21 protein-coding genes are annotated in these 21,878 nt (G+C 70.1%); 8 read left to right on the forward strand and 13 right to left on the reverse strand.

What is annotated here, in order from left to right; translation table 11 throughout:
• Position 1: 1 nt before the first annotated feature.
• The 3 genes from BLQ76_RS06300 to BLQ76_RS06310 are packed head-to-tail and all read right to left on the reverse strand — an operon-like array spanning position 2 to position 2,661.
• Positions 2 to 790 (reverse strand): ABC transporter permease, encoded by a 789-nt coding sequence (locus tag BLQ76_RS06300; RefSeq protein WP_090670548.1) that lies wholly within the window; start codon positions 788 to 790, stop codon positions 2 to 4.
• 4 nt (positions 791 to 794) lie between these two features.
• Positions 795 to 1,619 carry an ABC transporter permease gene (locus BLQ76_RS06305; protein WP_090670550.1) on the reverse strand — a complete coding sequence of 275 codons (825 nt, stop codon included), beginning with the start codon at positions 1,617 to 1,619 and terminating at the stop codon, positions 795 to 797.
• 10 nt (positions 1,620 to 1,629) lie between these two features.
• Positions 1,630 to 2,661, reverse strand: coding sequence for an ABC transporter substrate-binding protein (locus BLQ76_RS06310; protein WP_090670554.1), 1,032 nt, complete (start codon positions 2,659 to 2,661; stop codon positions 1,630 to 1,632).
• Positions 2,662 to 2,786: 125 nt separating this feature from the next.
• On the opposite strand from BLQ76_RS06310, the gene BLQ76_RS06315 reads away from it, so the two are divergent.
• Entirely contained in the window at positions 2,787 to 4,661 is a 1,875-nt protein-coding gene (locus BLQ76_RS06315; protein ID WP_090670557.1) for an adenine deaminase, read from the forward strand.
• Between the two features lie 13 nt (positions 4,662 to 4,674).
• Here the strand turns inward: BLQ76_RS06315 and BLQ76_RS06320 are convergent, their stop codons facing one another.
• Positions 4,675 to 5,736, reverse strand: a complete 1,062-nt coding sequence (locus BLQ76_RS06320; RefSeq protein WP_090670560.1) for an SDR family oxidoreductase — start codon at positions 5,734 to 5,736, stop codon at positions 4,675 to 4,677.
• Between the two features lie 122 nt (positions 5,737 to 5,858).
• Between BLQ76_RS06320 and BLQ76_RS06325 the strand changes: the two genes are divergently transcribed.
• The 3 genes from BLQ76_RS06325 (at position 5,859) to BLQ76_RS06335 (ending at position 7,925) form a co-directional block, all read left to right on the forward strand.
• Complete coding sequence (locus tag BLQ76_RS06325) at positions 5,859 to 6,257, forward strand: winged helix-turn-helix transcriptional regulator (protein ID WP_090670563.1); 399 nt, start codon at positions 5,859 to 5,861, stop codon at positions 6,255 to 6,257.
• A gap of 64 nt (positions 6,258 to 6,321) precedes the next feature.
• Entirely contained in the window at positions 6,322 to 7,314 is a 993-nt protein-coding gene (locus BLQ76_RS06330; RefSeq protein ID WP_090670566.1) for a hypothetical protein, read from the forward strand.
• Between the two features lie 80 nt (positions 7,315 to 7,394).
• On the forward strand, positions 7,395 to 7,925 hold the full coding sequence (locus BLQ76_RS06335; protein WP_090670573.1) for a GNAT family N-acetyltransferase: 531 nt from the start codon (positions 7,395 to 7,397) through the stop codon (positions 7,923 to 7,925).
• A gap of 43 nt (positions 7,926 to 7,968) precedes the next feature.
• Here BLQ76_RS06335 and BLQ76_RS06340 read toward each other — a convergent pair whose 3' ends face one another.
• From BLQ76_RS06340 to BLQ76_RS06350, 3 genes are read right to left on the reverse strand one after another with little or no spacing between them, the layout of a single operon-like run.
• Entirely contained in the window at positions 7,969 to 8,610 is a 642-nt protein-coding gene (locus BLQ76_RS06340) for a ThuA domain-containing protein (RefSeq protein ID WP_090670576.1), read from the reverse strand.
• A complete protein-coding gene (locus BLQ76_RS06345) occupies positions 8,610 to 9,719 on the reverse strand; it encodes a Gfo/Idh/MocA family protein (RefSeq protein WP_090670579.1) in 1,110 nt (369 codons plus the stop codon). Before BLQ76_RS06345 ends, BLQ76_RS06340 begins: the two co-directional genes overlap by 1 nt.
• Positions 9,720 to 9,755: 36 nt before the next feature.
• Positions 9,756 to 10,973, reverse strand: a complete 1,218-nt coding sequence (locus BLQ76_RS06350; protein ID WP_090670582.1) for an ROK family transcriptional regulator — start codon at positions 10,971 to 10,973, stop codon at positions 9,756 to 9,758.
• A 193-nt stretch (positions 10,974 to 11,166) separates the two neighbouring features.
• Here BLQ76_RS06350 and BLQ76_RS06355 point away from each other — a divergent pair, with 193 nt between their 5' ends.
• The 4 genes from BLQ76_RS06355 to BLQ76_RS06370 all read left to right on the forward strand — a co-directional run bounded on the left by BLQ76_RS06355 (position 11,167) and on the right by BLQ76_RS06370 (position 15,427).
• Positions 11,167 to 12,459, forward strand: a complete 1,293-nt coding sequence (locus BLQ76_RS06355) for an extracellular solute-binding protein (protein ID WP_090670584.1) — start codon at positions 11,167 to 11,169, stop codon at positions 12,457 to 12,459.
• A 67-nt stretch (positions 12,460 to 12,526) separates the two neighbouring features.
• A complete protein-coding gene (locus BLQ76_RS06360; RefSeq protein ID WP_090670587.1) occupies positions 12,527 to 13,474 on the forward strand; it encodes a carbohydrate ABC transporter permease in 948 nt (315 codons plus the stop codon).
• A gap of 88 nt (positions 13,475 to 13,562) precedes the next feature.
• Entirely contained in the window at positions 13,563 to 14,339 is a 777-nt protein-coding gene (locus BLQ76_RS06365; protein WP_244493754.1) for a carbohydrate ABC transporter permease, read from the forward strand.
• A gap of 5 nt (positions 14,340 to 14,344) precedes the next feature.
• Positions 14,345 to 15,427: an ABC transporter ATP-binding protein gene (locus BLQ76_RS06370; RefSeq protein ID WP_090670592.1), complete on the forward strand. Its 1,083-nt coding sequence runs from the start codon at positions 14,345 to 14,347 to the stop codon at positions 15,425 to 15,427.
• A gap of 16 nt (positions 15,428 to 15,443) precedes the next feature.
• Here the strand turns inward: BLQ76_RS06370 and BLQ76_RS06375 are convergent, their stop codons facing one another.
• From BLQ76_RS06375 to dhaL, 6 genes are all read right to left on the reverse strand, one after another.
• Positions 15,444 to 16,115, reverse strand: coding sequence for a haloacid dehalogenase type II (locus tag BLQ76_RS06375; RefSeq protein ID WP_090670595.1), 672 nt, complete (start codon positions 16,113 to 16,115; stop codon positions 15,444 to 15,446).
• 10 nt (positions 16,116 to 16,125) lie between these two features.
• On the reverse strand, positions 16,126 to 16,911 hold the full coding sequence (locus tag BLQ76_RS06380) for an ABC transporter ATP-binding protein (protein WP_090670598.1): 786 nt from the start codon (positions 16,909 to 16,911) through the stop codon (positions 16,126 to 16,128).
• Positions 16,908 to 17,927, reverse strand: coding sequence for a FecCD family ABC transporter permease (locus tag BLQ76_RS06385; protein WP_210285836.1), 1,020 nt, complete (start codon positions 17,925 to 17,927; stop codon positions 16,908 to 16,910). Before BLQ76_RS06385 ends, BLQ76_RS06380 begins: the two co-directional genes overlap by 4 nt.
• 17 nt (positions 17,928 to 17,944) lie before the next feature.
• On the reverse strand, positions 17,945 to 18,973 hold the full coding sequence (locus tag BLQ76_RS06390; RefSeq protein ID WP_090670604.1) for an ABC transporter substrate-binding protein: 1,029 nt from the start codon (positions 18,971 to 18,973) through the stop codon (positions 17,945 to 17,947).
• Positions 18,974 to 19,070: 97 nt separating this feature from the next.
• Positions 19,071 to 21,119, reverse strand: coding sequence for a bifunctional sugar-binding transcriptional regulator/dihydroxyacetone kinase subunit DhaK (locus tag BLQ76_RS06395; protein ID WP_090670607.1), 2,049 nt, complete (start codon positions 21,117 to 21,119; stop codon positions 19,071 to 19,073).
• Positions 21,119 to 21,784 (reverse strand): dihydroxyacetone kinase subunit DhaL, encoded by a 666-nt coding sequence (gene dhaL / locus BLQ76_RS06400; protein ID WP_090670610.1) that lies wholly within the window; start codon positions 21,782 to 21,784, stop codon positions 21,119 to 21,121. Before dhaL ends, BLQ76_RS06395 begins: the two co-directional genes overlap by 1 nt.
• Between the last annotated feature and the right edge of the window lie 94 nt (positions 21,785 to 21,878).

A 21,878-nucleotide genomic window follows, 5' to 3' on the forward strand; every position in this document is an offset into this window, starting at 1 on the left:
CTTACTTGGCGAGGACGGTGAGGCCGAGCGTGCGCTCCACCACGGCCATGACGGCGACGGTGAGCGCCATCAGCAGAACCGAGACCGAGGCGATCGTCGGGTCGAAGAACTGCTCGACATGGGCAAGGATCTGGATCGGCAGGGTGGAGATGCCCGGCCCCGTCAGGAAGATCGAGATCGACACGTCGTTGATCGAGGTGATGAAGGCGAGGATGAAGGCCGCCATGACGGCGGGCCGCACGTTCGGCAGGACGATCGTTCCGAAGGCCTTCAGCGGCGGCGTGCCGAGGCTGATCGCCGCCTCCTCGATCGCGAAGTCGAAGGACGCAAGGCTCGCCCCCACGATCCTCACGATATAGGGCAGGACGAGCAGCGTGTGCCCCAGAAGCAGCGACAGGAAGATCGGCGCTTCCAGCCCCACCGCGAGGCTGCGCAGGAGGGAGAAGCCGAGCACGAGCTCGGGGACGAGCACCGGCAGGACGAAGAGCGTCGAGAGCCACGAGGGCAGGGCGATACGGTAGCGGTTCATCGCATAGGCCGCCGGCACGCCGATCAGGAGCGCCAGGGCGGTCGCGAGAAACGCGATCTGCAGGCTGGTGACGATCGTGCGCCGGAAGGCCGCGATCGCGAAGATGTTCTCGAACCAGCGCAGGGAGAGGCCCTGCGGCGGGAAGGTGAGGTAGGTGGTGTCGCTGAGCGAGGCGCCCACCACAATGACCAGGGGCCCGAGCAGGAACAGGAAGACCAGCGCCGTGAAGACGGCGAGAACCGGGTGGACGCGGCGGGTCATCGGCTCACACCGCCGCCGGATTAAGGCGCCGGGCCAGGCGCGTCATCAGGAGAACGGCGAGAAGCGTAATCACCAGCATGATCGCCGCGATGGTCGAGGCCGCGGTCCAGTCGAAGCGCACCATGGCCTGCTGGTACATCAGCGTTCCCATCATCATCTGCTGCTCGCCGCCGAGCAGCTGCGGCGTCGCGTAGGCGGTGAAGGAGCCTGTGAAGACGAGAACGGCGCCGACGATGAGGCCCGGCACGGCGAGCGGCAGCGTGACCCCGAAGAAGGTCGAGAGCGGCGTGGCGCCGAGCGAGGCGGAAGCCTGCACGACGTCGTCGGGGATCTGCTCGAAGACGCCCACCATGGTGAGGATCATCAGCGGCACGAAGAGGTAGACCATCGCCGCGATCACCGACCCTTGCGTGTAGAGAAGGCTGAGCGGACGCTCCAGGAGGCCGAGGCGCAGGAGCGTGTCGTTCAGGATGCCGTTCTTGCCGAGGATGATGAGCCAGGCGAACGAGCGCACGACGACGCCGGTGAGCAGCGGAAACACCGCTGCCACCACCAGCGCCGACTTCAGCCAGGGCGGGCAGCGCGACACGGCATAGGCGGCGAGGAAGCCGATCACGAGCGAGATCAGCGTGGTGATGCCGGCCACCTGCAGCGTGCGCCACACGACCCGCCGCCGGTAGCCGCTCGAGAAGAAGGCGAGGTAGGGCGCGAGCGGCCCGTCCGGCCCCGTCAGCGTCGCAAGGAGCGTCAGGAGCACCGGGACGACGAGGATCGCGACCAGAAACAGGGTTCCGGGCGAGGCGAGAAGCCAGCCGCTGAAGCGCTTCATGGAATGGGTCTCAGCCGCCGAAGATCTCGTTCCAGCGGTCGATCCAGTCGTTCTTGGCCGCGTTCAGCTTGGCGTAGTCCAGCACCTGGAGCTTCGCGACGACGTCGGCGCCGTAGGTCCAGAGGCGCGCCTGCTCCGGCGTCAGCTCGACGGCCTTGGCGGCGGGCGCGTCCACCCCCTGCTCGGCGAGCTTCTGCTGCACCTCGGGCGAGAGGATGAAGTTGATGTACTGGAGCGCGAGCTCCGGCTCGGCCGCGCCCTTGGGAATGTTCACCGTGTTGACGGTGGCGATCGCGCCTTCCTTGAGGTCCGCCCAGGCGGCGGTCGGGACGGCGGCCTGGATCTGGCCGAGCGTGAAGTCCTGCGCGACCGCGGCCGAGACCTCGCCGGTGGAGAAGAGATTGATCATCTCGGAGCCGGTGTTGTAGGTCTTCACGACGTTGGGCTTGAGTGCGTCCACCGCCTCGAACGCGGCGTCCGGATTGTCGAACGCGTTCTCGCCGGCATGGTCGCCTGCCTTCAGGACCACCATCGGGCCGGCGGTCGTGGTGATGCCGGGCAGCGTCAGGCTGGCCGCCATGTCCTCGCGCCACAGGTCATCCCACGAGGTCACCGGCGTCGTGACGCGCGCCGTGTCGGTGACGATGCCGACGCGCCCGATCGTGTAGGCCGGACCATAGGGACCCTGAGGCGCCTTGGCGATGTCGTAGAGGCCCGCGATGTTGGGAACCTTGGCGGGGTCGATCTCCTGAAACAGCCCTTCCGTGACGCCGATCTGGGAGAAGGAGTCGGAGAAGTAGGCGACATCGACGCCCGCACCGCCGCGAATGCGGATCTTGGCAAGGCGGTCGGCGTTGTTGCCGGTCTCGAACACGACGTCGCAGCCGCACTGCTGTTTGAAGGGCTGGATCACGATCTGATCCAGCTTCTCGCCGTTGAAGCCCCACCAGGAGATCGTCAGCGTCTTCGCCTGCGCCGCGCCGGCGGTGAGCGCCAGGGCCGCGGAAGCGGCTAGGGCCAGGCGAAGGGGCGTGCGGATCATGGCGGGTCTCCGGAATGGGTGGGGAAACGGTCAGGGCCGCGAACGGACTAGCGTATTTTTTCCGCAAAGGACAAGCCTGTCGCGTTATTGTGCGCGGCGTTGCGGGGCGGCTAGAAGCCTTTCCCATGACCCAGCCGCCCGAACTGCCCGACGATCTCCTCATCCACGCGTCCGACGAGGTGCGCATCCGACAGGATCTCGCGCTGGTGGCGCTGGGCAAGCGTCCGGCTGACCGCGTCCTGCGGGTCGGTCGGCTGCTCGACGTGCACACGCGGCGCTGGCATGCCGACCAGGAGATCGTCATCCGCGCCCGGCGCATCGCCTATGTCGGCGGTGCCGGCTCCTGGCCCGGCGAAGCGGCCGAGCGTGTCCACGAGCCCGACCGTCATGCGGTGCCGGGCTTCGGCGAGGTGCACAAGCATATCGAGTCGAGCCACCTGACGCCCGACCGCGAGGCGGCCCTCGTCCTGCCCTTCGGCTGCACCTGGACCTGCGAGGCGAGCCACGAGTTCTCGAACGTCGACGGCGCGCGCAACCTCGACTTCTGGCTTGCCGCGCGCCGTGCCGGGAGCCCCGCCAAGATCTTCCCGCTGCCCGGCTCGGCCGTGCCGCCCACCGCCTACGAGTGGGGCGGCGGCCATTACGGCTACGAGGAGCAGCGCGATTTCCTGCGCGACACGCTGCTGGTTCCCGGCCTCGACGAGGTGATGGACTGGCCCGCCGTCTGGGACGCCGCCAACCCCTCGCACGAGCGGCTCTGGGGCATGATCCGGGCGACCTTCGAGGCGCGCGGCGTCGTGGAGGGCCATGCCGCGGGCATGCGCGGCGCGCCCGAGATCAACGCGTTCGCGGCCGCCGGCATGGCCTCGGACCACGAGGCCTGGACGCCGGACGAGGTCCGCGACAAGTTGCGGCGTGGCCTGTTCCTAGAGCTGCGCCCCCATTCGCTGCCCGAGATCATCCAGGCGCTCGTCGCCGACGGCCTCGCCGACTGGAGCCAGATCGCGCTCTGCACCGACGACCGCTCGGCCTCCGACACGATGCGCATCGGGGCGACCGACCACAACGTGCGCCTCGCCATCCGGAACGGCCTCGCGCCCGAGATCGCCGTCCAGCTCGTCACGATCAACCCGGCGCGCCACATGCGCCTGACCCCTTGGGTCGGCGCGATCGCGCCGGGGCGCTACGCCGACATGGTGCTTCTGTCCGATGTCGAAAGCTTCATCATCGCCTCGGTCTGGGCGGACGGGCGCGAGGTCGCACGGGACGGCCGCATGACCGTGGCCGTTCCCGAGATCGCGTGGCCGGACTGGACGCGCCGGACGGTGCGCATCGACCGCGAGATCACGGCGGCCGACTTCGCGATTCACGCCGAGCCGGGTCGCGCGACGATGCAGGCCGCGCTTCTGCGGCCCTTCCACTGGTCGGACGCGTTCATCACGGCCGAACTGCCCGTCGCCGACGGCCACGTCCAGCGCGACGCCGCGCGCAACATCACGAAGTTCGCGATCGTCGACCGCTTCTCGGGCGAGGGGCGAACCGCGAAGATGTTCTGGCTCGGCACCGGCCCGCGCACGCCGGGCACCGCGCTCGCCTGCTCGATGGGCCACGACAAGCACAACATCTGGACCGTCGGCTCCTGCGACGAGGCCATGGCGCTTGCCGTCAACACGTTGCGCGAGATGGGCGGCGGCTGGGCCCTGGTGCGGGACGGCGAGGTGCTGGCGCGGGTGCGCTACGAGGTCGGCGGCCTGATGACGGCGCGCCCGCCGGAAGAGCTCGACCGGGAGATGCAGGCTCTCTACCAAGCGGCCGAGACGATCGACTGGATGTACGAGCCGACCTTCTCGCCGCGCTGGAGCCCGGGCTTTCCCGAGCGCCTGGCCTTTGCGACGCTGACCTGCGCGCCCTGGCGTTGGGTGCTCGTCGCACCCTCGCCGCTCGCGCCGGAGGGCTTCGTCGACGTCGGAACGGGACGCCCCCATCCCGTTGTGTGGTGAGGTGCCTCGCCCGTCAGGGGATGAGGCGGTCTGTGCGCAGCTTGGCGAAGAGGTCGAAGAAGCTGTCGTCGGTGGGCTGGTAGTCGAGAAAGCCGAGCCGGCGGCTCTTGCCCATGTCGGTCACGACCTCGAAGGGACGGCCGAGATCGGCATCCGTGTGCCAGGGCGAGGCGAGGCGCGACAGATCGGGCTCCGCCAGACCCTCGCGTGTCGCGATGCGGCGCCAGACCGGCGCGTCGTCCCGCATCTGGTCCTCGAGCGGGCGCACCGTGCCGTCGAAGGGGGCGGCCTCGATCCCGAACCACTCGGCGATGCGGCCCCACATCCAGTTCCAGCGGAAGACGTCGCCGTTGACGATGTTGAAGGCTTCGTTGGCGGCCGCCGGCGTTTGCGTCGCCCACAGGAGCTGGCGGGCGAGCTGGCGCGCATCCGTCATGTCGGTGAGGCTCTCCCACTGCGCTTCCGAACCCGGAAAGCGGAACGGGCGCCCCGTCTCGCGGCAGAGCGTGGCGTAGACCGCCAGCGTCGTGCCCATGTTCATGGCGTTGCCGACCGCCTGGCCGATCACGGTGTGTGGGCGGTGGACGCTCCAGCGGAAGCCGTCGCGCGTGGCTGCCGCGAAGACCTCGTCCTCCTGCGCGTAGTAGAAGTTGTCGACCGGCAGGCGGCCCTGCGTCTCGCGGAACGGCGTCTTGGGCAGCTCGCCCTTTCCGTAGGCCTCGAAGGGTCCGAGATAGTGCTTGAGGCCCGTCACCAGCGCCACGTGGCGCGTCGTGCCACCAAGCCGCAGCGCGTCGAGAAGGTGGCGCACCATGCCGGCGTTGACGCGGATGTTCTCGGCTTCCGTCGCCTGCCGGGCCCAGGTCGTGATGAACACGGCATCGGGCCGCACGTCGCGCAGCGCCTTTGTTGTGGCCGCGGCATCCTGCAGGTCGGCCGCCACCGGCAGGATGCCGTTCTGGCTGGCGGGGCGTCGGGCCAGACCCAGCACCCGCCAGCCCTGTTCGTTGAGAAGCGCGGCGGTCGCGCTGCCCACGATGCCGCTGGCACCCACCACGAGGGCTGTCTTGGTCATGCTGTCCGTCTCCGTCTGGGCTCGGTTGTGTATGGGTTCGCGTTCCGCCCGAGCTAGGCAGCCCGGACGCCGGCGGCTAGACGGAACCGAATGGGGACATAGGCACCCGGAGGTATCCACGCATGCGACCCGGAACGCCCGACGAGGCGTGGCGCGAGGACTGCGCGCCGCGCCGCGTTCTCGAACTCTTTGCCACCAAGTGGACGAGCATGGTGCTCCACACGCTCCATGCGCGGCATGCAGGCGCGGCGCGCACCGGCGTCCTGCAGCGCTCGCTGCCCGGCATCTCCAAGAAGATGCTGACGCAGACGCTGCGCGAGATGGAGGCGAGCGGGCTCGTGACGCGCCACGTCGCGGGCACCGTTCCGCCGGCGGTCGAGTACCGGCTGACGGCGCTGGGCACGCGCTTCGTCGAGCCGGTCGAGATGCTCTACCGCTGGGGCCGCCTCAACGCCGACGCGCTGGACGCCCTGCGCGAGCGCACAACCTCGCGCCGACGCGCGCCAGAGGCGAACCCGTAAGGTCAGCTTCCCGTCATATTGCGGTGCGAAAAGAGCGCTTGTTCTGTCTGGATGGAGGGATCCTTTGTCCCACCCCGCAGCACGGGCCCGGCGCGGGAGGCGCCGTTTTGGGTTCCGCTCGCTTGTTCTTGCGCTTCCGGCCCTCCTCTTCGGCGGGGACGCGGGCGCCTCGCCCGCCGCCGACGCTGCGCGCGCCGCCGCCGAGCGCCTCGGCGAGCGTCTGGAGCGCATCCGCGACCCCGAAGTCGATCCGCCGCGCCTCGACATCGACCTGCGACTGGAGGCCGGCGACGACGAGCAGCGCATGGAAAGCTGGGACAGGCTGACGCCCGATCCGGCGGACGAGCGCTTCGGACGCACCCTCTTCGATCCGCGCGCCGCGCCCCGGCGCGAGATGCACCTGCGCAGCGATGGCTTGGCGACGGACGCCGAGGGCAGCTGGAGCCGCGGCTCGGTCACGCTTGCGCCGGGCGGCCGGGTCGGCGAAAGCGACCTGTCGCTGACGGCGGGCTTCGACGGGATCGGCCGGGGCGGGCGTATCGCAGGCGTCGCGGCCAGCATCGACCAGCGCCGCTTCGGCGAGCGCGAGGCCGACTTGGCCGGGGTCGCCGCCTACGGCTCGCTCCAGCTCCTTGCGTCCTCGTTCCTGGACCTCAGCGCCGGCACGATGGCGCCGACCGGTGGGGATGGGGGCGCAGCCTTCGGCACGGCACGCTTCGGCGTCGAGCGTCGCGTCTCGGGTTGGCTGGTGAACCCCTACGGACGAGCCGAGATCACCCGCGAGCGCGGCCGGGACCCCTATGGCGCGCTCGTCTCGGGCCTGCGCCTCGAGCGCAGCATCGACCTCGGCGGCCTTCGCCTTCGCCCACAGATCCGGTGGGAGGGCGAGCGGCGCCGCGTGCCGGGCACGAACGCGGTGGAGCGCACGCGCAGCGTCACGCCCGCGCTTCTGGTGGATGTGGCCAAGGACTGGACCGCGCGCATCGAACACCGCAGCCGCACCGGCACGACGGGCCGCGAGGAGCGCCTGGAATTTCGCGTCTCGGGCACGTGGTAGCGATGAAGCGACCGTCGCTTGTCGCCGGTCGGGGACGTGCGCTACGGGCTCCGGCCGACAGGCACGGGGAGCGAGGCAAAATGGAGCCGATCCGGACGGAGCGACTGATCCTGCGCCGCTTCCGGCGCGAGGACGCGGCCGGGCTTCTCGCCTATCTGCGCGAGCCGCGATCGACGTGCTTCGCCTCGCTGCGCCTACCCGACCTTGATGCCGCGCACGCGGAGGCGGAGCGGCGCGCGGCGAACGACGAGGCGATCGCTGTCGCGCTGCGCGACACCGACCAGCTGATCGGCGACCTCTTCGCGGTGCCCGAGCCGCCCGACACGTTCAGCATCGGCTGGAACTTCGACGCCGCCTTCGCCGGGGCCGGCTACGCCTCCGAGGCGGCCCAAGCGCTGGTGCGGCACCTGTTCGAGGAGCGCGGCGCGCGGCGTCTCTACGCCTATGTCGAAGACCACAACGTTGCCTCGCAGCGCCTGTGCGAGCGGCTCTGCATGCGCCGCGAGGGCGTGTTTCTGGAGTTCGTGTCCTTCGTCGACGACGCCAAGGGGCGGCCGGTCTACGAGAACACGATGCAGTACGCCCTTCTTCGCAGGGAATGGCGGGGCTGACGCCGGACGGGGGCGGGTCGGGTCCACCCCCGTCCGGCTGCGGTCAGCGCGCGGCCCAGACCAGTCCGCGTTGCAGGATGGTGCGCATCTGCGGCACCTGGAACTCCGAGGCGACGTGGCCGAGCGAGGAGTAGAAGACGCGCCCCTGTCCGTAGCGGCGCTTCCACACCACCGGCATCACCACGCCGTCGATCCACTCGGCGTGCTCGCCCGTGAAGCGCGTGGTGGCCAGCACCTCGTTCGAGGGGTCGACATGCATGTAGTACTGCTCGGAGCGGTAGGGGAAGCTCGCGATCCCCTCCATCACCGGATCGTCCGGCCGCGTGACGTCGACCGTGTAGTCGATGATGTTGCCGGGATGGGCGACCCACTGCCCGCCCACCATGAACTGGTATTCGGGCTGGTCGCGGAAGGCGTCGCCCATGCCGCCGTGGTAGCCGCCGAGGCCCACCCCGCCCCGCACGGCGGCGGTGAGGTTGGTCAGCTCCTCCTTCTCGATCTTGGCCATGGTGATCAACGGGACGATCAGCGACAGGTCGTGGATCGAGGGATCGGCGAAGGCCTCGGTCGTGTTCTCGCTGAACACCGTGAAGCCCTCCTCGCGCAGCATGTCGCCCAAGACAGCCGCGCACTGCTCGGGCTCGTGCCCGCTCCAGCCGCCCCAGACGATGAGTGCCTGCTTCATCAGATTGTCTCCTCCAGTATGCCTGTCAGCGAAGGGTCGGCGCTCAGCGGCGCCGGCCGTTCGGGCCGTGTCTCGATCGTGATCGCCGCGCCCGTCTCGGCAGAGCGCGCGAAGGCCTCCATGACCTCGAGGACGTGGAGCGCCAGCGCGCCGCTCGCCCGGTGCGGCCGGTTTCGGCGGATCGCGCTCGCCATGTCGGCCAAGCCGATCGAGCGGTAGTTGCCGTCCGCGAAGGGCTCGGTGACCGCGACCTCCTCCCATTCGCCGCCCTTGCGCAGGAACAGCGGCGCGCCGCCGAAGTGGTTGGGATCGGGCACGGTGAGCGAGCCTTCCGTACCGTAGACCTCGAGCGGCAGATGCTTGTGGCCGGCGACGTCGAAGCTCATCACCATGGTGACCACGGCGCCGCTCGCGAACTGCAGCGCGCCCGCGACGTGGGTGGGCACCTCGACCTGGATCAACTGGCCGCGGCGCGGCTCGCTCGTGATCGTGCGCTCGCGGCGCGGCTCGGGCGACAGGCCGACGACGCGCGAGACGGGACCCAGAAGGTTCACGAGGTCGGTGATGTAGTAGGGGCCCATATCCAGCATCGGCCCGCCGCCCGGCTTGTAGTAGAAGTCGGGATCGGGGTGCCAGCGCTCGTGGCCCGGGCCCATCATGAAGGCCGTGCCCCCGACCATCTGGCCGAGATGTCCCTCGTCCACGAAGCGCCGCGCGGCCTGGTGCGCGCCGCCAAGGAACGTATCGGGCGCCGAGCCGAGGCGCAGGCCCCGACGGTCCGCCTCCGCCGTCAGGCGCGTGGCGTCGCGATAATCGATGCCGAGCGGCTTCTCGCCGTAGGCGTGCTTGCCCGCGGCGAGGATCCGCAAGCCGACCTCGACATGCGCGGCGGGGATCGTGAGGTTGAGGACGATCTCGATCGCGGGATCGGCGAGGAGGTCCTCGACGCTTCTTGCAGGAATGCCGAACTCGGCGCCGCGCATTTCTGCCGCCTCGCGCCGCTGATCGGCTACAGCGCGGATGTCGAGGACGGGGAAGCCGCGCGCGGCCTTCAGGTAGGCCGCGCTGATGTTACCGCATCCGATGATGCCGATGCCGACGGGTCGCATGGTGGGGTGATCCTCCCGAGATCGTTTCGCGTTGTGTCAGGGCCGGGCGAGCGGGCGCGCCGGTCCCGTGGTGTTGAAGGGCGAGCCGTAGAGGTCGCGCAGCGCCACGGCCGCCGCGCCGCGCCCGAGGCGCTCCGGCTCGCCCGGCGGCTGGAAGACGAGTTCCGTGACGCCGACGAGCGGCTCGGCGAGGACGTCCGAGAAGGTGCGGGCGATCTCGCGCTCCAGCGCCGCCCCCAGCTGCAGGAGCGAGCCGGTGAGGAGGATGCGGGGCGGGGCGAAGAGCGTCGCGACGTTGGCGGCGCTGATGCCGACCGCCCGTCCGGCCCGCTCCACCGCGCCGAGGACGCCCGCCTCGCCGCAGCCCATCCGGTCGAGCACGTGGCGCAGGCCGAAGCCGGCGCGGGCGGCGTCGCGCGAGGCCGGATCGAGATCGAGCTCGGCGAGCACCGCCCCTTCCGAGGCGACGTCGAGGAGCCGCACGAGGTGGCCGCCCGGGTTCGTCCCGATCACGAGGCCGCCGATGTCGTGGCTGAGGCCGTGCGCGCCGCGGAAAAGCTGCCCGTCGTGGAGGATGCCGAGCCCGATCGCCTGGTCGAGGAGGATCAGAGCGAAGTCGTCGATCTCGCGGCAGTTGCCGAACCAGTGCTCGGCGAGCGCGAGCGCGGCGGCGTCGCTCTCCACCGCGACTGGCACGCCGAGGCGCGTCGACAGAGCCTCGCCGAACAGGACGTCGCCCTCGGCAAAAAGCGGCGTTCGTCGCACGAGCCCGGTCTTGGTCTCGACGATGCCGGGCAGGGTGGCGCAGACGTTGCTGACCTCGTCCAGCGTCAGGCCGGCCTCCACGACGACGCGGCGCACCGCATCCTCGGCAAGGTCCGCGACGACCGGCACGGGCTGGCGCCGCACGCGCAAGGGCAGCTGGAGGCTGGCGAGAACGTCGCCCCGGAAGTTCGTGACCGCCGCCACGATCCCCTGCGGCCCGAGGGCCAGACCCACCACGCGCGCCGCGTCCGGGTTCAGCTGCAGCATGACGCGGGGGCGGCCGCGCGCCGGCTCGTGGATGCCGCCGAGCGAGACCGGCTGGATGATGCCGTCCTCGATGAGAGCGCCGGTGATGGCCGAGACGGTGGTGGGCGAGAGCTCGGCGCGCGCCGCGATCTCGACGCGCGAGATCATCCCGTGCCGGCGCACGAGGTCGAGGATGCGGAAGCGGTTGATCTCCCGCATCAGTTCGGGATCGCCGGTCTTCATGCCGAACCATGATTAATTTCGGATCGCGGAAATAAGAGGGCTCGCGTCCCGCCTGTCAACGCCCAAACTTCGGTGCGGGCGACCGTTCAACCTCGGCGCATGCGGCGTGGAAGCTCTTGACATGCGTAGCTCAACGCGCCCTATTTAATCCGCAAGGCGAAAAAACACCGCGCCGGCGATGGGAGGAAATGGCATGACGAAGGGCATCCGTTCGCGCTTGGCGCGCTGTCTCACCGCGACCGCTCTTGCCGGGGCGACGCTGCTTTTGGCGGCGGGCGCGCAGGCGCAGACCACGGTGCGCCTCATGCACGTCGAGGCCAACCCCGCCTATGCGGCGATCTGGCGCCAGCTCGCCGATACGTACCAGAACGAGCATCCCGGCGTCACGGTGGAACTGCAGTTCCTGGAGAACGAGGCCTTCAAGGCCAAGCTGCCGACGCTTCTTCAGAGCAACGACGCGCCTGATCTCTTCTATAGCTGGACCGGCGGCGTCCTGAAGGCGCAGCGCGAGGCCGGCGCGGTGCAGGATCTCACAGCACCCATGCAAGCCGACGGGGGCGCCTGGGCCAAGAGCTATCTGCCGGCCGCGGTGGACGGCGTCACGATCGACGACCAGGCGCTCTGCGTGCCGCTCAAGATGTCCATGGTCGGCTTCTTCTACAACAAGGCCTTGTTCGAGAAGGCCGGCGTCGACGGCACGGCGATCCGCACCTGGGACGACTTCATGGGCGCGGTCGGCAAGCTCAAGGCCGCCGGCGTGACGCCGATCGCGGGCGGGGGTGGCGACAAGTGGCCGCTGCACTTCTACTGGTCCTATCTCGCGCTGCGCCTCGGCGGCGAGCCCGCCTTCACGGCGGCCAAGGCCGGCGAGAACGGTGGCTTCACCGCCGAGCCCTTCGTCCAGGCCTTCGCCAAGTTGAAGGAACTCGGCGCGGCGGAGCCCTTCCAGGCGGGGTATCTCGGCACGCGCTGGCAGGACACGCTCGCCCTGTTCGGCGATGGTCGCGCCGCCATGCTCCTGACCTTCGACGATTCCGCCAACCGCCAGGCCAAGGCGGCCGCCGACGGCAAGGGCATCCCCCGCGACCAGCTCGGCACCTTCGCCTTCCCCGTCGTGGACGGGGGAGCCGGCGCGCCCGAGGCGACCTTCGGCGGCGTCAACTGCTGGGCCGTGTCGCGCAACGCGAAGCCGGAAGCCATCGACTTCGCCCGCTGGTTCACGAGCGAGGCGGCCGAGAAGACCATGGCCGAGAACGGCATGCTGATCCCCGCCGCGGCCGGCGCCCAGGCCTCGCTCACCGATCCGATCGTCAAGGGTTTCGCCGAGCAGCTCGCCCGCTCGCCCTTCCACCAGCTCTTCCTCGACCAGGACCTCGGCCCCTCGGTCGGGCGCGTGGTGAACGACGTGACCGTCGAGGTCGTGTCGGGCCAGATGGAACCTGAAGAGGCCGCGCAGGAGATCCAGGACGCCTTCGAGCTGCAGTAGCAGCCTGCCCGGCGGGGAGGGGCTGGCCCGTCCCCGCCTTCGATCCCGGATCCACCCAGGAGGCGCCATGACCGACGTGACCGGAGCGCTGCCGCGTGCGGCCAACCCGTTGAGCCCCGTCAAGCGGCGCCCGAAAGGCGCGCGCTACCGCAACATCGGCGGCGTCGTGCCGGTGCTGGTGCTGTTCCTGCCGCCGGCGCTGCTTCTGTTCACGCTCTTCGTGATCCTGCCGATGGGCGAGGCGGCCTGGTACTCGCTGTTCAACTGGAGTGGCTACGGCTCGCCTGAGAACTTCGTGGGCACCCGCAACTTCGAGGTGCTCTGGCGCAACGGTGCCTTCCGCACCGCGATCACCAACAACGTCCTGATCATCGTGGTGTCGCTTCTTCTGCAGCTGCCGCTGGCGCTGTGGCTGGCGACGCTCGTGTCGCACCGCATTCCCGGCGCCACCGCCTTCCGCCTCGTCTTCTTCCTGCCTTACGTGCTCGCGGACGTGGCGGCCGGCCTCATCTGGCGCTTCATCTACGATGGCGACTACGGTCTCGTCGCCTCGGTCGCGAGCCTTCTCGGCTTTGCCACGCCTTATGTCCTCGCCGACCGCGACTACGCGATCTACGCCGTGCTCGCGGTGGTCGTGTGGAAGTATTTCGGCTTCCACATGATGCTCTTCATCGCCGGGCTCCAGTCGATCGACAAGTCGCTCTACGAGGCGGCCGACCTCGACGGCGCGACGCCCTGGCAGCGCTTCCGCTTCGTGACCCTGCCGCTGCTCTCGCCGACCATCCGCCTGTCGGTCTTCTTCTCGGTGATCGGCTCGCTGCAGCTCTTCGACATGATCATGCCGCTTACCGGCGGCGGCCCGTCCAACTCGACGCAGACCATGGTCACCTTCCTCTACACCTACGGCGTGACGCGCATGCAGGTCGGCTTCGGCAGCGCGGTGGGCGTCGTGCTCTTCGTGATCTGTGTCACCCTCGCCTTCGGCTACCGACGGATCTTCATGCGCCATGACTGACGCCGCGCTCTCCGAACCGACCTATCAGGCGAGCCGGCGCCGGCCGGGCTTCGTGGGCGGTCTTTATCTCTACGCCAGCCTGTTCCTGATGGCGGCGGTGGTGCTGGTGCCTCTGCTCACCACCGCGGTCGGCGGCTTCAAGAGTCTCGGCGACCTGCGCGTCAACCCGTTCGGCCTGCCGGCCGAATGGCAATGGGCGAACTACTGGGACATCCTGTCCTCGGGTCGCTACTGGCGCATGCTCGGCAACTCGTTCCTGATCGCCTCGCTCACCGTCGTCCTCACCGTCTCGGTCGCGGCCATGGCGGCCTTCGCGCTCGCCCATATCCGCTTCTTCGGGGCGGCCTTCCTGATGAACTACTTCCTGGTCGGGCTGATGTTCCCGATCGCCACCGCCATCCTGCCGCTCTTCATCCGCATCCGCGACCTCGGCCTTCTCGACACCTATCTCGGCGTGGTGCTGCCGCAGGTCGCCTTCGGGCTCGGCATGAGCATCCTCCTGTTCCGCAACTTCTTCCGCAACGTGCCGCGCGAGCTCTTCGACGCCGCCTTCGTGGACGGCTCGGGCTATATCCGCTTCTTCTGGTTCGTCACGCTGCCGCTGTCGCGCCCGATCCTGGCCACCGTCGCGATCGTCTCCTTCGTGAACAGCTGGAACAACTACATCATGCCGCTCATCATGCTGAACAGCCAGGACAAGTTCCCCTGGCCGCTCGGCATCATGATCTACCAGGGCGAGTTCTCGACCGACTGGCAGCTCGTGCTCGCCTTCATCACGCTGACGATCGCCCCCACCGTGATCGTCTTCTTCGCCGCCCAGAAGCACATCGTCGCCGGCCTCACCGCCGGCGCTGTAAAGGGTTGACCTCGATGGCATCGATCGCGCTCCGGGATGTGGGCAAGAGCTACGGCCACCACCCCGTCCTTCACGACGTCAACGTCGACATCCGCGACGGCGAGTTCGTGATCCTGGTCGGCCCGTCGGGCTGCGGGAAGTCGACGCTGCTGCGCATGATCGCCGGGCTCGAGGAGGTGACCGACGGCGACATCGCGATCGGAAATCGCGTGGTCAACGATCTCGCGCCCAAGGAGCGCGATATCGCCATGGTGTTCCAGAACTACGCGCTCTACCCGCACATGACGGTGGCCGAGAACATGGCCTTCTCCCTGCGCCTTGCCGGCGCGGCGAAGGCGCAGAAGGACGAGGCCGTGCGGCGCGCCGCCGCGATCCTCGACCTCGAGACGCTGCTCGATCGCTACCCGCGCGAGCTCTCGGGCGGCCAGCGCCAGCGCGTCGCGATGGGCCGCGCCATCGTGCGCGACCCGGCCGTGTTCCTGTTCGACGAGCCGCTCTCGAACCTCGACGCCAAGCTGCGCGTCCAGATGCGCACCGAGATCAAGGCACTCCACCAGCGCCTCAAGACCACCATGGTCTACGTCACGCACGACCAGATCGAGGCCATGACCATGGCCGACCGGATCGTGGTGATGAACGGCGGACGGGTCGAGCAGGTCGGCGCGCCGCTCGACCTCTACGACCGTCCGGCCAACCTCTTCGTCGCCGGCTTCATCGGCTCGCCCGCCATGAACCTCTTCGCCGGCGAGGTGGCGTCGGGTGACGGGGCACCCGCCTTCCGCATAGCGGACGGCACGCGCCTGCCGCTGCCCGAGGGCGCCGTCGGTCTCCAGCCCGGCCGACGCGTCACCTACGGCATCCGCCCGGAGCACATGGAGCTGTCGGACGGGAGCGGCGGCGATGCCGAGGCCACGGTCGCCGTTGTGGAGCCGACCGGATCGGAGACACAGGTCTTCTGTCGCCTCGGCAACGCGGACGCGGTGGGCGTCTTTCGCGACCGCGTCGCCGCGCAGCCAGGCGACCGGATCGCGTTGCGCTTCCGGCGCGAGCGCATTCTTCTGTTCGATACGGGCACGGGCGAGCGGATCGCGAGCTGATCCTCGCCCGCTCGGATCAGGCCAGACCCAGAAGTCTGGCGAGGCCGTCGATGCCGTTCACCGTGTGGGTGGCATAGCCGGTGGCCGGCGGCTCATGGCCGCGCTCCACGAGCACGCGTGCGCCCATGCGCAGATCCGAGGCCGTCATCAGGTCGTAGCGATGCGATGAGGAACAGTGCACCACCTCTTCGGGTCGCGCGCCGAGCGTGTCCAGCATGTAGTCGAAGGCTTGGCGGCGTGGCTTGTAGGCGCCGGCTTCCTCGGCCGTGACGACGCGGTGGAAGGGCGCCTGCATCGCCGCGATCGAGGGGGGAATGAGGTCCGCCATCGAGTTGGTCAGACCCACAACGGGGATCGCCTGGGCGATGCGGGCGAGCGCCGGCACAACGTCAGGGTGCGGCCCCCAGGTCGGGATGGCGCGGTAGAGCGCGTCGAGATCGTGCTCGTCGGTCGCGATGCCGTGAAGCCGTGCCGTGCGCGCCAGGGCGTCGCCGATCACCTCGCGATACGGCTTGAAGGGGCCCAACACCTCGTCGAGGCGAAAGGCCTTGAAGTCGGCAAGGAAGCGATCCATCCGCCCGGCCGGGATGCGCGCGGCGAAGAGTTCGCGCGCGAGGGCCGCCATGCCGAAGTGGATCAAGGTCCCGTAGCAGTCGAACGACACGAAGCGGGGGGTGAAGCTCAGCATCGGGGTGCCTCTAGGTTTCGATCTCGCCCTTGGCGAAGGGCAGGAAATGGATGTGGGGCCGCCCATGATGGGGCGAGGTCGCAACGCGGGCGTCCACCGCGAAGACCTCGCGCAGCAGCGTCTCGGTCAGCGTCTCGGCGGGCGGCCCGCTGGCCACGACCCGGCCCCGGCTCAGGACCACCACCCGGTCGCAGAACAGGGCGGCATGGTTCAAGTCGTGCAGCGAGACGATGCAGGTCACGTCGAGCCCGGCGACGAGCTGCAGGAGGCCGATCTGGTGGTGGACGTCGAGGTGGTTCGTCGGCTCGTCGAGGATCAGCTCGCTCGGCGTCTGGGCGAGCGCGCGCGCGATATGGACACGCTGCCGCTCGCCGCCCGAAAGGTTCTGCCACCGGTCGAAGCGCCTGTCCGTCAGGCCGGTGCGGGCCAGCGCGTCCGCGACCGCCGCCTCGTCGGCGCCCGTCCAGCCCGAAAAGGGCGAGCGATGCGGGAAGCGGCCGAGCTTCACGACGTCGCAAACCCGCAGGTCCGCGTTGGTCGCCCCGTGCTGCTCGACGAAGGCGATGCGCCGGGCGAGGCGACGCCGTCCAAGCGCGCGCAGGTCCTCGCCGTCCACCTCGACTTGGCCCGCATCCGGGCGGCGCAACCCCGCCAGGATGCGAAGGAGCGAGGTCTTGCCCGAACCGTTGGGCCCGATCAGGCCGAGCACCCGGCCGGGCTCGGCCTCGAGCGACACACGATCGAGGATCTGGCGCTTTCCGGCCCGCCACGAGATGCCTTTGGCTCGGATGCTCATGGCGCCCGCTGCAGGCGGAAGAGAATCGCGGCAAAGACCGGCACGCCGACCAGCGCGGTCACGACGCCGATGGGCAGCACCTGCTGTGGGATCAGGACGCGCGAGGCGATGTCGGCGAGAACCATGAAGATCGCGCCCGCCACCGCACAGGCCGGCAGGAGGCGCCCGTGGACCGGGCCCACGACGAAGCGCGCGGCGTGAGGCACGACAAGGCCGACGAAGCCGATCGACCCGACCATGCTGACCACCGTCGCGGTCATCACGGCGGTGATCGCGAAGAAGCCGAGCCGTGCGCGTCCGACATCGACGCCGAGCGCGGCGGCCGCCTCGTCGCCGAAGGCGAAGGCATCGAGAACGCGGGCAAAGAAGAGGCAGAGCGCGAGGCCGAGGCCCATCACCGCCGAGACCAGCGCGAACTCGGGCCAGCGCACGCCGCCGAAGCTGCCGAGCAGCCAGAACATGACATCGCGGGCCTGCTGCGCGTTGCCCGAGGTGGTGACGACATAGGAGGTCGCGGCGTTGAAGAGCTGCGAAGCGGCGACGCCGGCCAGAATCGTGCGGTCCGCCCCGCCGCGCGTCCCGCTCGACAGAAGCGCCACGAAGAAGAACGAGGCGAACGCGCCCAGGAACGCCCCGGCCGAGAGCGAGACCGCGCCCGCGCCGATCCCGAGGATCACCACCGCGACCGCGCCGGTCGAAGCGCCCGCCGAGATGCCGAGAACGTAGGGCTCGGCCAGCGGATTGCGCAGCAGCGCCTGCATGATCGCGCCCGACATGGCAAGGCCCGCGCCACAGAAGGCGGCGACCAGCGCCCGGCTGAGGCGGTAGTCCCAGATCACCGTCTCGTGGATACGGTTGAGCTCGGCCGTGGTCCAGCCGAGGCGGTTGGTGACCGCGAGCCCGGTCGTCGAAAGCGGGATCGGCAGGTCGCCGATGCCGACGCTCACCCCGATGACGAGGCCGACCGCGCCGAGCGAGACGAGAAGGAGGCCGGCGAGCGTCGCCGCGCCCCGCAGCGGGCCGGCCCCAAGGCTCACTGGCGCAGACCGAGCGCCTTCAACTGCTCGGCCACCTGCTCGGCGCCGTAGATCGTGCGCACGGTCGGGTTCATGGCCTGCCCGTCCATCACCACGATCGCCTTGTTGCGCACCGCCGGCATCTGGCTGGTCGCGGGATCGGTGTTGAGGAACTCGATCTTGGCGGCCGGCTTGTCGAGCGCCCAGCGGTTGCGATCGAGGCTCGCCACGACGATCACGTCGGGCGCGGCGGCGATGATGCTTTCCCAGCCGAGCGCCGGCCATTCCGCCTCGGTCTGGATCGCATTGGTGCCGCCCAGGATATCGGCGATGAAGCCCGAGGCGCCGTTCTTGCCGCCGAGATAGGCATCGGCGGACGGGGAGGGGCTGGAGAACCAGAACAGGTAGGAGAGCTTCTTCTCGCCGCCGGCCGGCGAGGCGGCCCGCAGGGCGTCCTCGCGCGACTTGAAGTCCGCGATCAACGCGCGTCCGCGATCCTGGACGTCGAAGATCCGCGCCAGTTCGTCGATCTCCGCGTAGAGGTCGCTCGTGTTCCAGAGCCGTTCGCGTGCGCCGTAGGCGTCGGTGCCCTCCCGCTTGGCCAGACACGTGCTGGGCGACAGGTAGGTCGGCACGCCCACGCGCTCGAAGTCCTCGCGCTTGGCGACCTTGCTGTCGGGGCCGAGCAGCGTGGGCAGGGCGGCGGCCACGAAGTCCGGGTTTTCCGCCAGGATCGACTCGAAGGTCGGGAACTCGACGGTCAGGAGCTTGACCTTCGCATTGGCCTCGGCGAGCTCGGGCAGGACCTGGCTCGGCCAGAAGGCCGTACCCACCATACGGTCCGCCAGGCCCAGAAGAAGCAGGATCTCGGCGCTGTTCTGGCCGAGGCCGACCGCTCGCTCCGGCGCCTTCTGGAAGGTGACCTCGATGCCGCAGTTCTCGATCGTCAGGGGGTAGCGTGTCGCTTCCGCCGAGGCAGGCCGGACCGCCGCGAGAAGGACGAGCGCGAGGCTCGAGGCGGCCAGAAACGTCGACGGGAAAGCCAAGGGGCGAACCTCAAACGGAGGGTGGGCGGGCGAACGGCTCCCTAGCGTGACCGGTCGCGGCAAACAAGATTGCGGGTGTCATGTTTTTCGCGCCGCCTCACGGCACGCTCAAGGCCGCGCTCCGGCACGGATGGGCCAGAAGGTCGGCGAGCTCGTCGTCGAGGTGAATCAACGACAACGAGACGCCGGCCATGTCGAGCGAGGTATAGTAGGGGCCGACAAGCGAGGAGACGACCTCGACGCGGCGCGCCCGAAGGCGTTGCGCGACGCGGCGGTGAACGACGTAGAGCTCCATGGCCGGGGTTCCGCCGAGCGAGTTCACGAGAACCGCGACCCGGTCGCGCTCACGGAGGCGCATCTCGTCGAAGAGGCGGTCCACCAGAAGGTCGGCGACCGCGTCGGCGCTGGCCAACGCCTCGCGCGAGACGCCGGGCTCGCCGTGGACGCCGACGCCGATCTCCATGTCACCGGGGCCCAGCGCGAAGCTCGGTCGCCGCGTCTCGGGCATGGAGCCCCGCTCCAGCGCGACGCCCATCGAAACGGTGCGGGCGGCCGCGCGCCGCGTCACGGCCTCGCATTCGGCGAGCGACATCATCCGGTCGGCCGCGGCGCCCGCCACCTTGAACACGAAGACGTTGCCCGCGACCCCGCGCCGCGAGCCGATCGCGTCGGCGGGCGCCGAGGCGACGTCGTCGGTGGTCACCACGGAGCGAACCGCGATGCCGGCCTCGGCCGCCTCCTCGGCGGCCATGTCGAAGTTCATCACGTCGCCGGAGAAGTTGCCGTAGACGCACAGAACGCCGGCGCCTCCGTCGATGGCGCGCATCGCGGCCAGGATCGGGGCCGGCGGCGGGGCGGCGAAGACGTTGCCCACCGCCGCCGCATCAGCCAGGCCCGCGCCGACATAGCCCCAGAAGGCCGGCTCGTGGCCCGCACCGCCGCCGATCAGGACTCCGACCTTCCCGGGGCGCGGTCCGTGAACGGCTCGCACGGCGCGGGGCGCTCGCGGGACCGGGGCGATCAGGTCGCGGTGGGCGGCGAAGGCGCCTTCGAGCGCCTCGTCCACCGCCTGACGGGGATCGTTCAGGAGCTTCTTGGTCTGAGTGCGAAGGGGCAGGGCACGCGGCGCGGCGGCCAGCGCCTCGCGCCGCGGCGGCTCGGTCCAGCCGTCGGCGGCCAGGACGCCCCAACCCGTCACCGCGTCGGTCACGAGAACGCTGGCGTAACCGCCACGCAGGGCGCCGAGCACCGCCGGCACCTTGTCGGACCCGCCCACCACGGCCACGCGCTGGGGAATGGCGCGCAGCGCCGCGAGGTCGAGGCCGATCGTGCGTCCGTCGAGCGGACCCCCCACCACGTCGCCCGAGGCCGAGATGAAGCGTCCCGCGATCGAGCCGATCGCCCGCTCCTCGTAGTGATGATGCTCGATGCCCTCGAAGAAGCCGCTCGTATGGATCGTGCTCTCGGGACGCAGCGAGGAGATGCCGAAGACGATGCGGTTGGCCTCCGCCAGAACGGTCATCTGCTCGGCGAGCACGGTTTCGGCGAGCAGCATGTCGCGCATGGCCGCGCTCGACACGATGGCCGGGGCCGACAACGGAATGCAGCGCGCCCCCATCGCCTCGGCCAGGCGCGAGGCGCAGGCCTCCGGCGTCCACGGGATCTTGGCGGTGGTGCCACCGGTCGCCTGCACGACGCGCAGGTCGGTCAGGCCCGGCAGGCGCAGCGCTTCGGCTAGCGCCAGGACGGTGCGCCCCCAGGTCACGGCGGTCGTGTCGCCCGAGCGCACGAGGCGTGCGAGGGTCTGAGCGCCGGCCGCGCCGAGGCGCGCGATCAGCGAGCGCTCGCCGCCCGTGGTCGGCACGACGAGGCAGTCCTCCAGCCCGAAGCGCTCGCGCAGCGCCCCGGCCAGCGTCAGCGCGCGGAACTGGCGCGGCTCGATCTCGACCGTCACGAGGCCGCGCGCACGCGCTTCCGCCAGGTAGCTGTTCACGGACGCGCGCGAGATGCCCATCTCGGCGGCGATGTCGCCCTGCGTCATGTTCTCTTCGTGGTAGAGCCACGAGGCCCACAGCAGCGCGTCGTCGCCGAAGCGCAGCGGGATCACCGGTTGCTCGCCCGCAGGGCGTCCGGAGGGGCGGGCCATCAGCGCGTCCCGCTCCGGCGGACGATCGCCGCGTGCGCCTCGCGCATCGCCTCGACCAGGATGGCCGCGGAGGCCGCGCCCGGATCCACGTGCCCGAGGCTTCGCGTGCCCAGACGCGCCGCGCGGCCCTTCGAGGCCGTCATGGCCCGCGTCGCTTCGCGCCCGTCCGCCGCGGCCAGCGAGGCGGCCGCCAGCGCGTCCTGAACGCCCGATCCCTCGTTGAGCGCGGCGCTCGCCGCCCGCACCGCCGGGCCGAACGCGTCCATCATGGTCTTGTCGCCGGGCGCTGCGCCGCCGCGCCGCGCGATGCCATCCGCCAGGCCAGCCAGCAGATCGATCAGCGCCCGGTCGTCGAGTTCATCCCGACCTGCCAGGCGTCGTCCCGCTTCCGCCAGCCCGCCGGCATAGAGCGGGCCGGCCGTCGCCCCGACCGCATCCAGAAACGAGCGGGCGGCGATCGCCAGCAGCTCCGCCGCCGCGACGCCGCGCGAGGCCGCGGCCTGCGTGTCGCGGGCAACCGCCGCGAAGCCCTCGGACATGGTGCGTCCGTGATCGGCGTCGCCGATCGCCCCATCGAGTTCGCCGAGCGCGTCGCGTGCCTCGTCGAGGCGCAGCGCGACGGTGCGCAGAATGTCGACGAGCAGATCGGCGGTCAGTCGGGTCATCGCGCGAGTGTCGGAGCGGCCTGGCGATTCGGCAAGCGGACCACCCGCCGACCATCTGTTCAAGCTGCAGATTAGCCGATTGACATATTCCGAC

The organism is Aureimonas jatrophae, assembly GCF_900104035.1.
GTDB classification, from domain to species: domain Bacteria; phylum Pseudomonadota; class Alphaproteobacteria; order Rhizobiales; family Rhizobiaceae; genus Aureimonas; species Aureimonas jatrophae.

What these genes read in the sequence shown, in the direction of transcription:
- BLQ76_RS06300 (WP_090670548.1), bottom strand. Translation starts at nt 790, where the DNA reads ATGACCCGCCGCGTCCACCCGGTTCTCGCCGTCTTCACGGCGCTGGTC.
- BLQ76_RS06305 (WP_090670550.1), bottom strand. Translation starts at nt 1,619, where the DNA reads ATGAAGCGCTTCAGCGGCTGGCTTCTCGCCTCGCCCGGAACCCTGTTT.
- BLQ76_RS06310 (WP_090670554.1), bottom strand. Translation starts at nt 2,661, where the DNA reads ATGATCCGCACGCCCCTTCGCCTGGCCCTAGCCGCTTCCGCGGCCCTG.
- BLQ76_RS06315 (WP_090670557.1), top strand. Translation starts at nt 2,787, where the DNA reads ATGACCCAGCCGCCCGAACTGCCCGACGATCTCCTCATCCACGCGTCC.
- BLQ76_RS06320 (WP_090670560.1), bottom strand. Translation starts at nt 5,736, where the DNA reads ATGACCAAGACAGCCCTCGTGGTGGGTGCCAGCGGCATCGTGGGCAGC.
- BLQ76_RS06325 (WP_090670563.1), top strand. Translation starts at nt 5,859, where the DNA reads ATGCGACCCGGAACGCCCGACGAGGCGTGGCGCGAGGACTGCGCGCCG.
- BLQ76_RS06335 (WP_090670573.1), top strand. Translation starts at nt 7,395, where the DNA reads ATGGAGCCGATCCGGACGGAGCGACTGATCCTGCGCCGCTTCCGGCGC.
- BLQ76_RS06340 (WP_090670576.1), bottom strand. Translation starts at nt 8,610, where the DNA reads ATGAAGCAGGCACTCATCGTCTGGGGCGGCTGGAGCGGGCACGAGCCC.
- BLQ76_RS06345 (WP_090670579.1), bottom strand. Translation starts at nt 9,719, where the DNA reads ATGCGACCCGTCGGCATCGGCATCATCGGATGCGGTAACATCAGCGCG.
- BLQ76_RS06350 (WP_090670582.1), bottom strand. Translation starts at nt 10,973, where the DNA reads ATGAAGACCGGCGATCCCGAACTGATGCGGGAGATCAACCGCTTCCGC.
- BLQ76_RS06355 (WP_090670584.1), top strand. Translation starts at nt 11,167, where the DNA reads ATGACGAAGGGCATCCGTTCGCGCTTGGCGCGCTGTCTCACCGCGACC.
- BLQ76_RS06360 (WP_090670587.1), top strand. Translation starts at nt 12,527, where the DNA reads ATGACCGACGTGACCGGAGCGCTGCCGCGTGCGGCCAACCCGTTGAGC.
- BLQ76_RS06365 (WP_244493754.1), top strand. Translation starts at nt 13,563, where the DNA reads ATGGCGGCGGTGGTGCTGGTGCCTCTGCTCACCACCGCGGTCGGCGGC.
- BLQ76_RS06370 (WP_090670592.1), top strand. Translation starts at nt 14,345, where the DNA reads ATGGCATCGATCGCGCTCCGGGATGTGGGCAAGAGCTACGGCCACCAC.
- BLQ76_RS06375 (WP_090670595.1), bottom strand. Translation starts at nt 16,115, where the DNA reads ATGCTGAGCTTCACCCCCCGCTTCGTGTCGTTCGACTGCTACGGGACC.
- BLQ76_RS06380 (WP_090670598.1), bottom strand. Translation starts at nt 16,911, where the DNA reads ATGAGCATCCGAGCCAAAGGCATCTCGTGGCGGGCCGGAAAGCGCCAG.
- BLQ76_RS06395 (WP_090670607.1), bottom strand. Translation starts at nt 21,119, where the DNA reads ATGGCCCGCCCCTCCGGACGCCCTGCGGGCGAGCAACCGGTGATCCCG.
- dhaL (WP_090670610.1), bottom strand. Translation starts at nt 21,784, where the DNA reads ATGACCCGACTGACCGCCGATCTGCTCGTCGACATTCTGCGCACCGTC.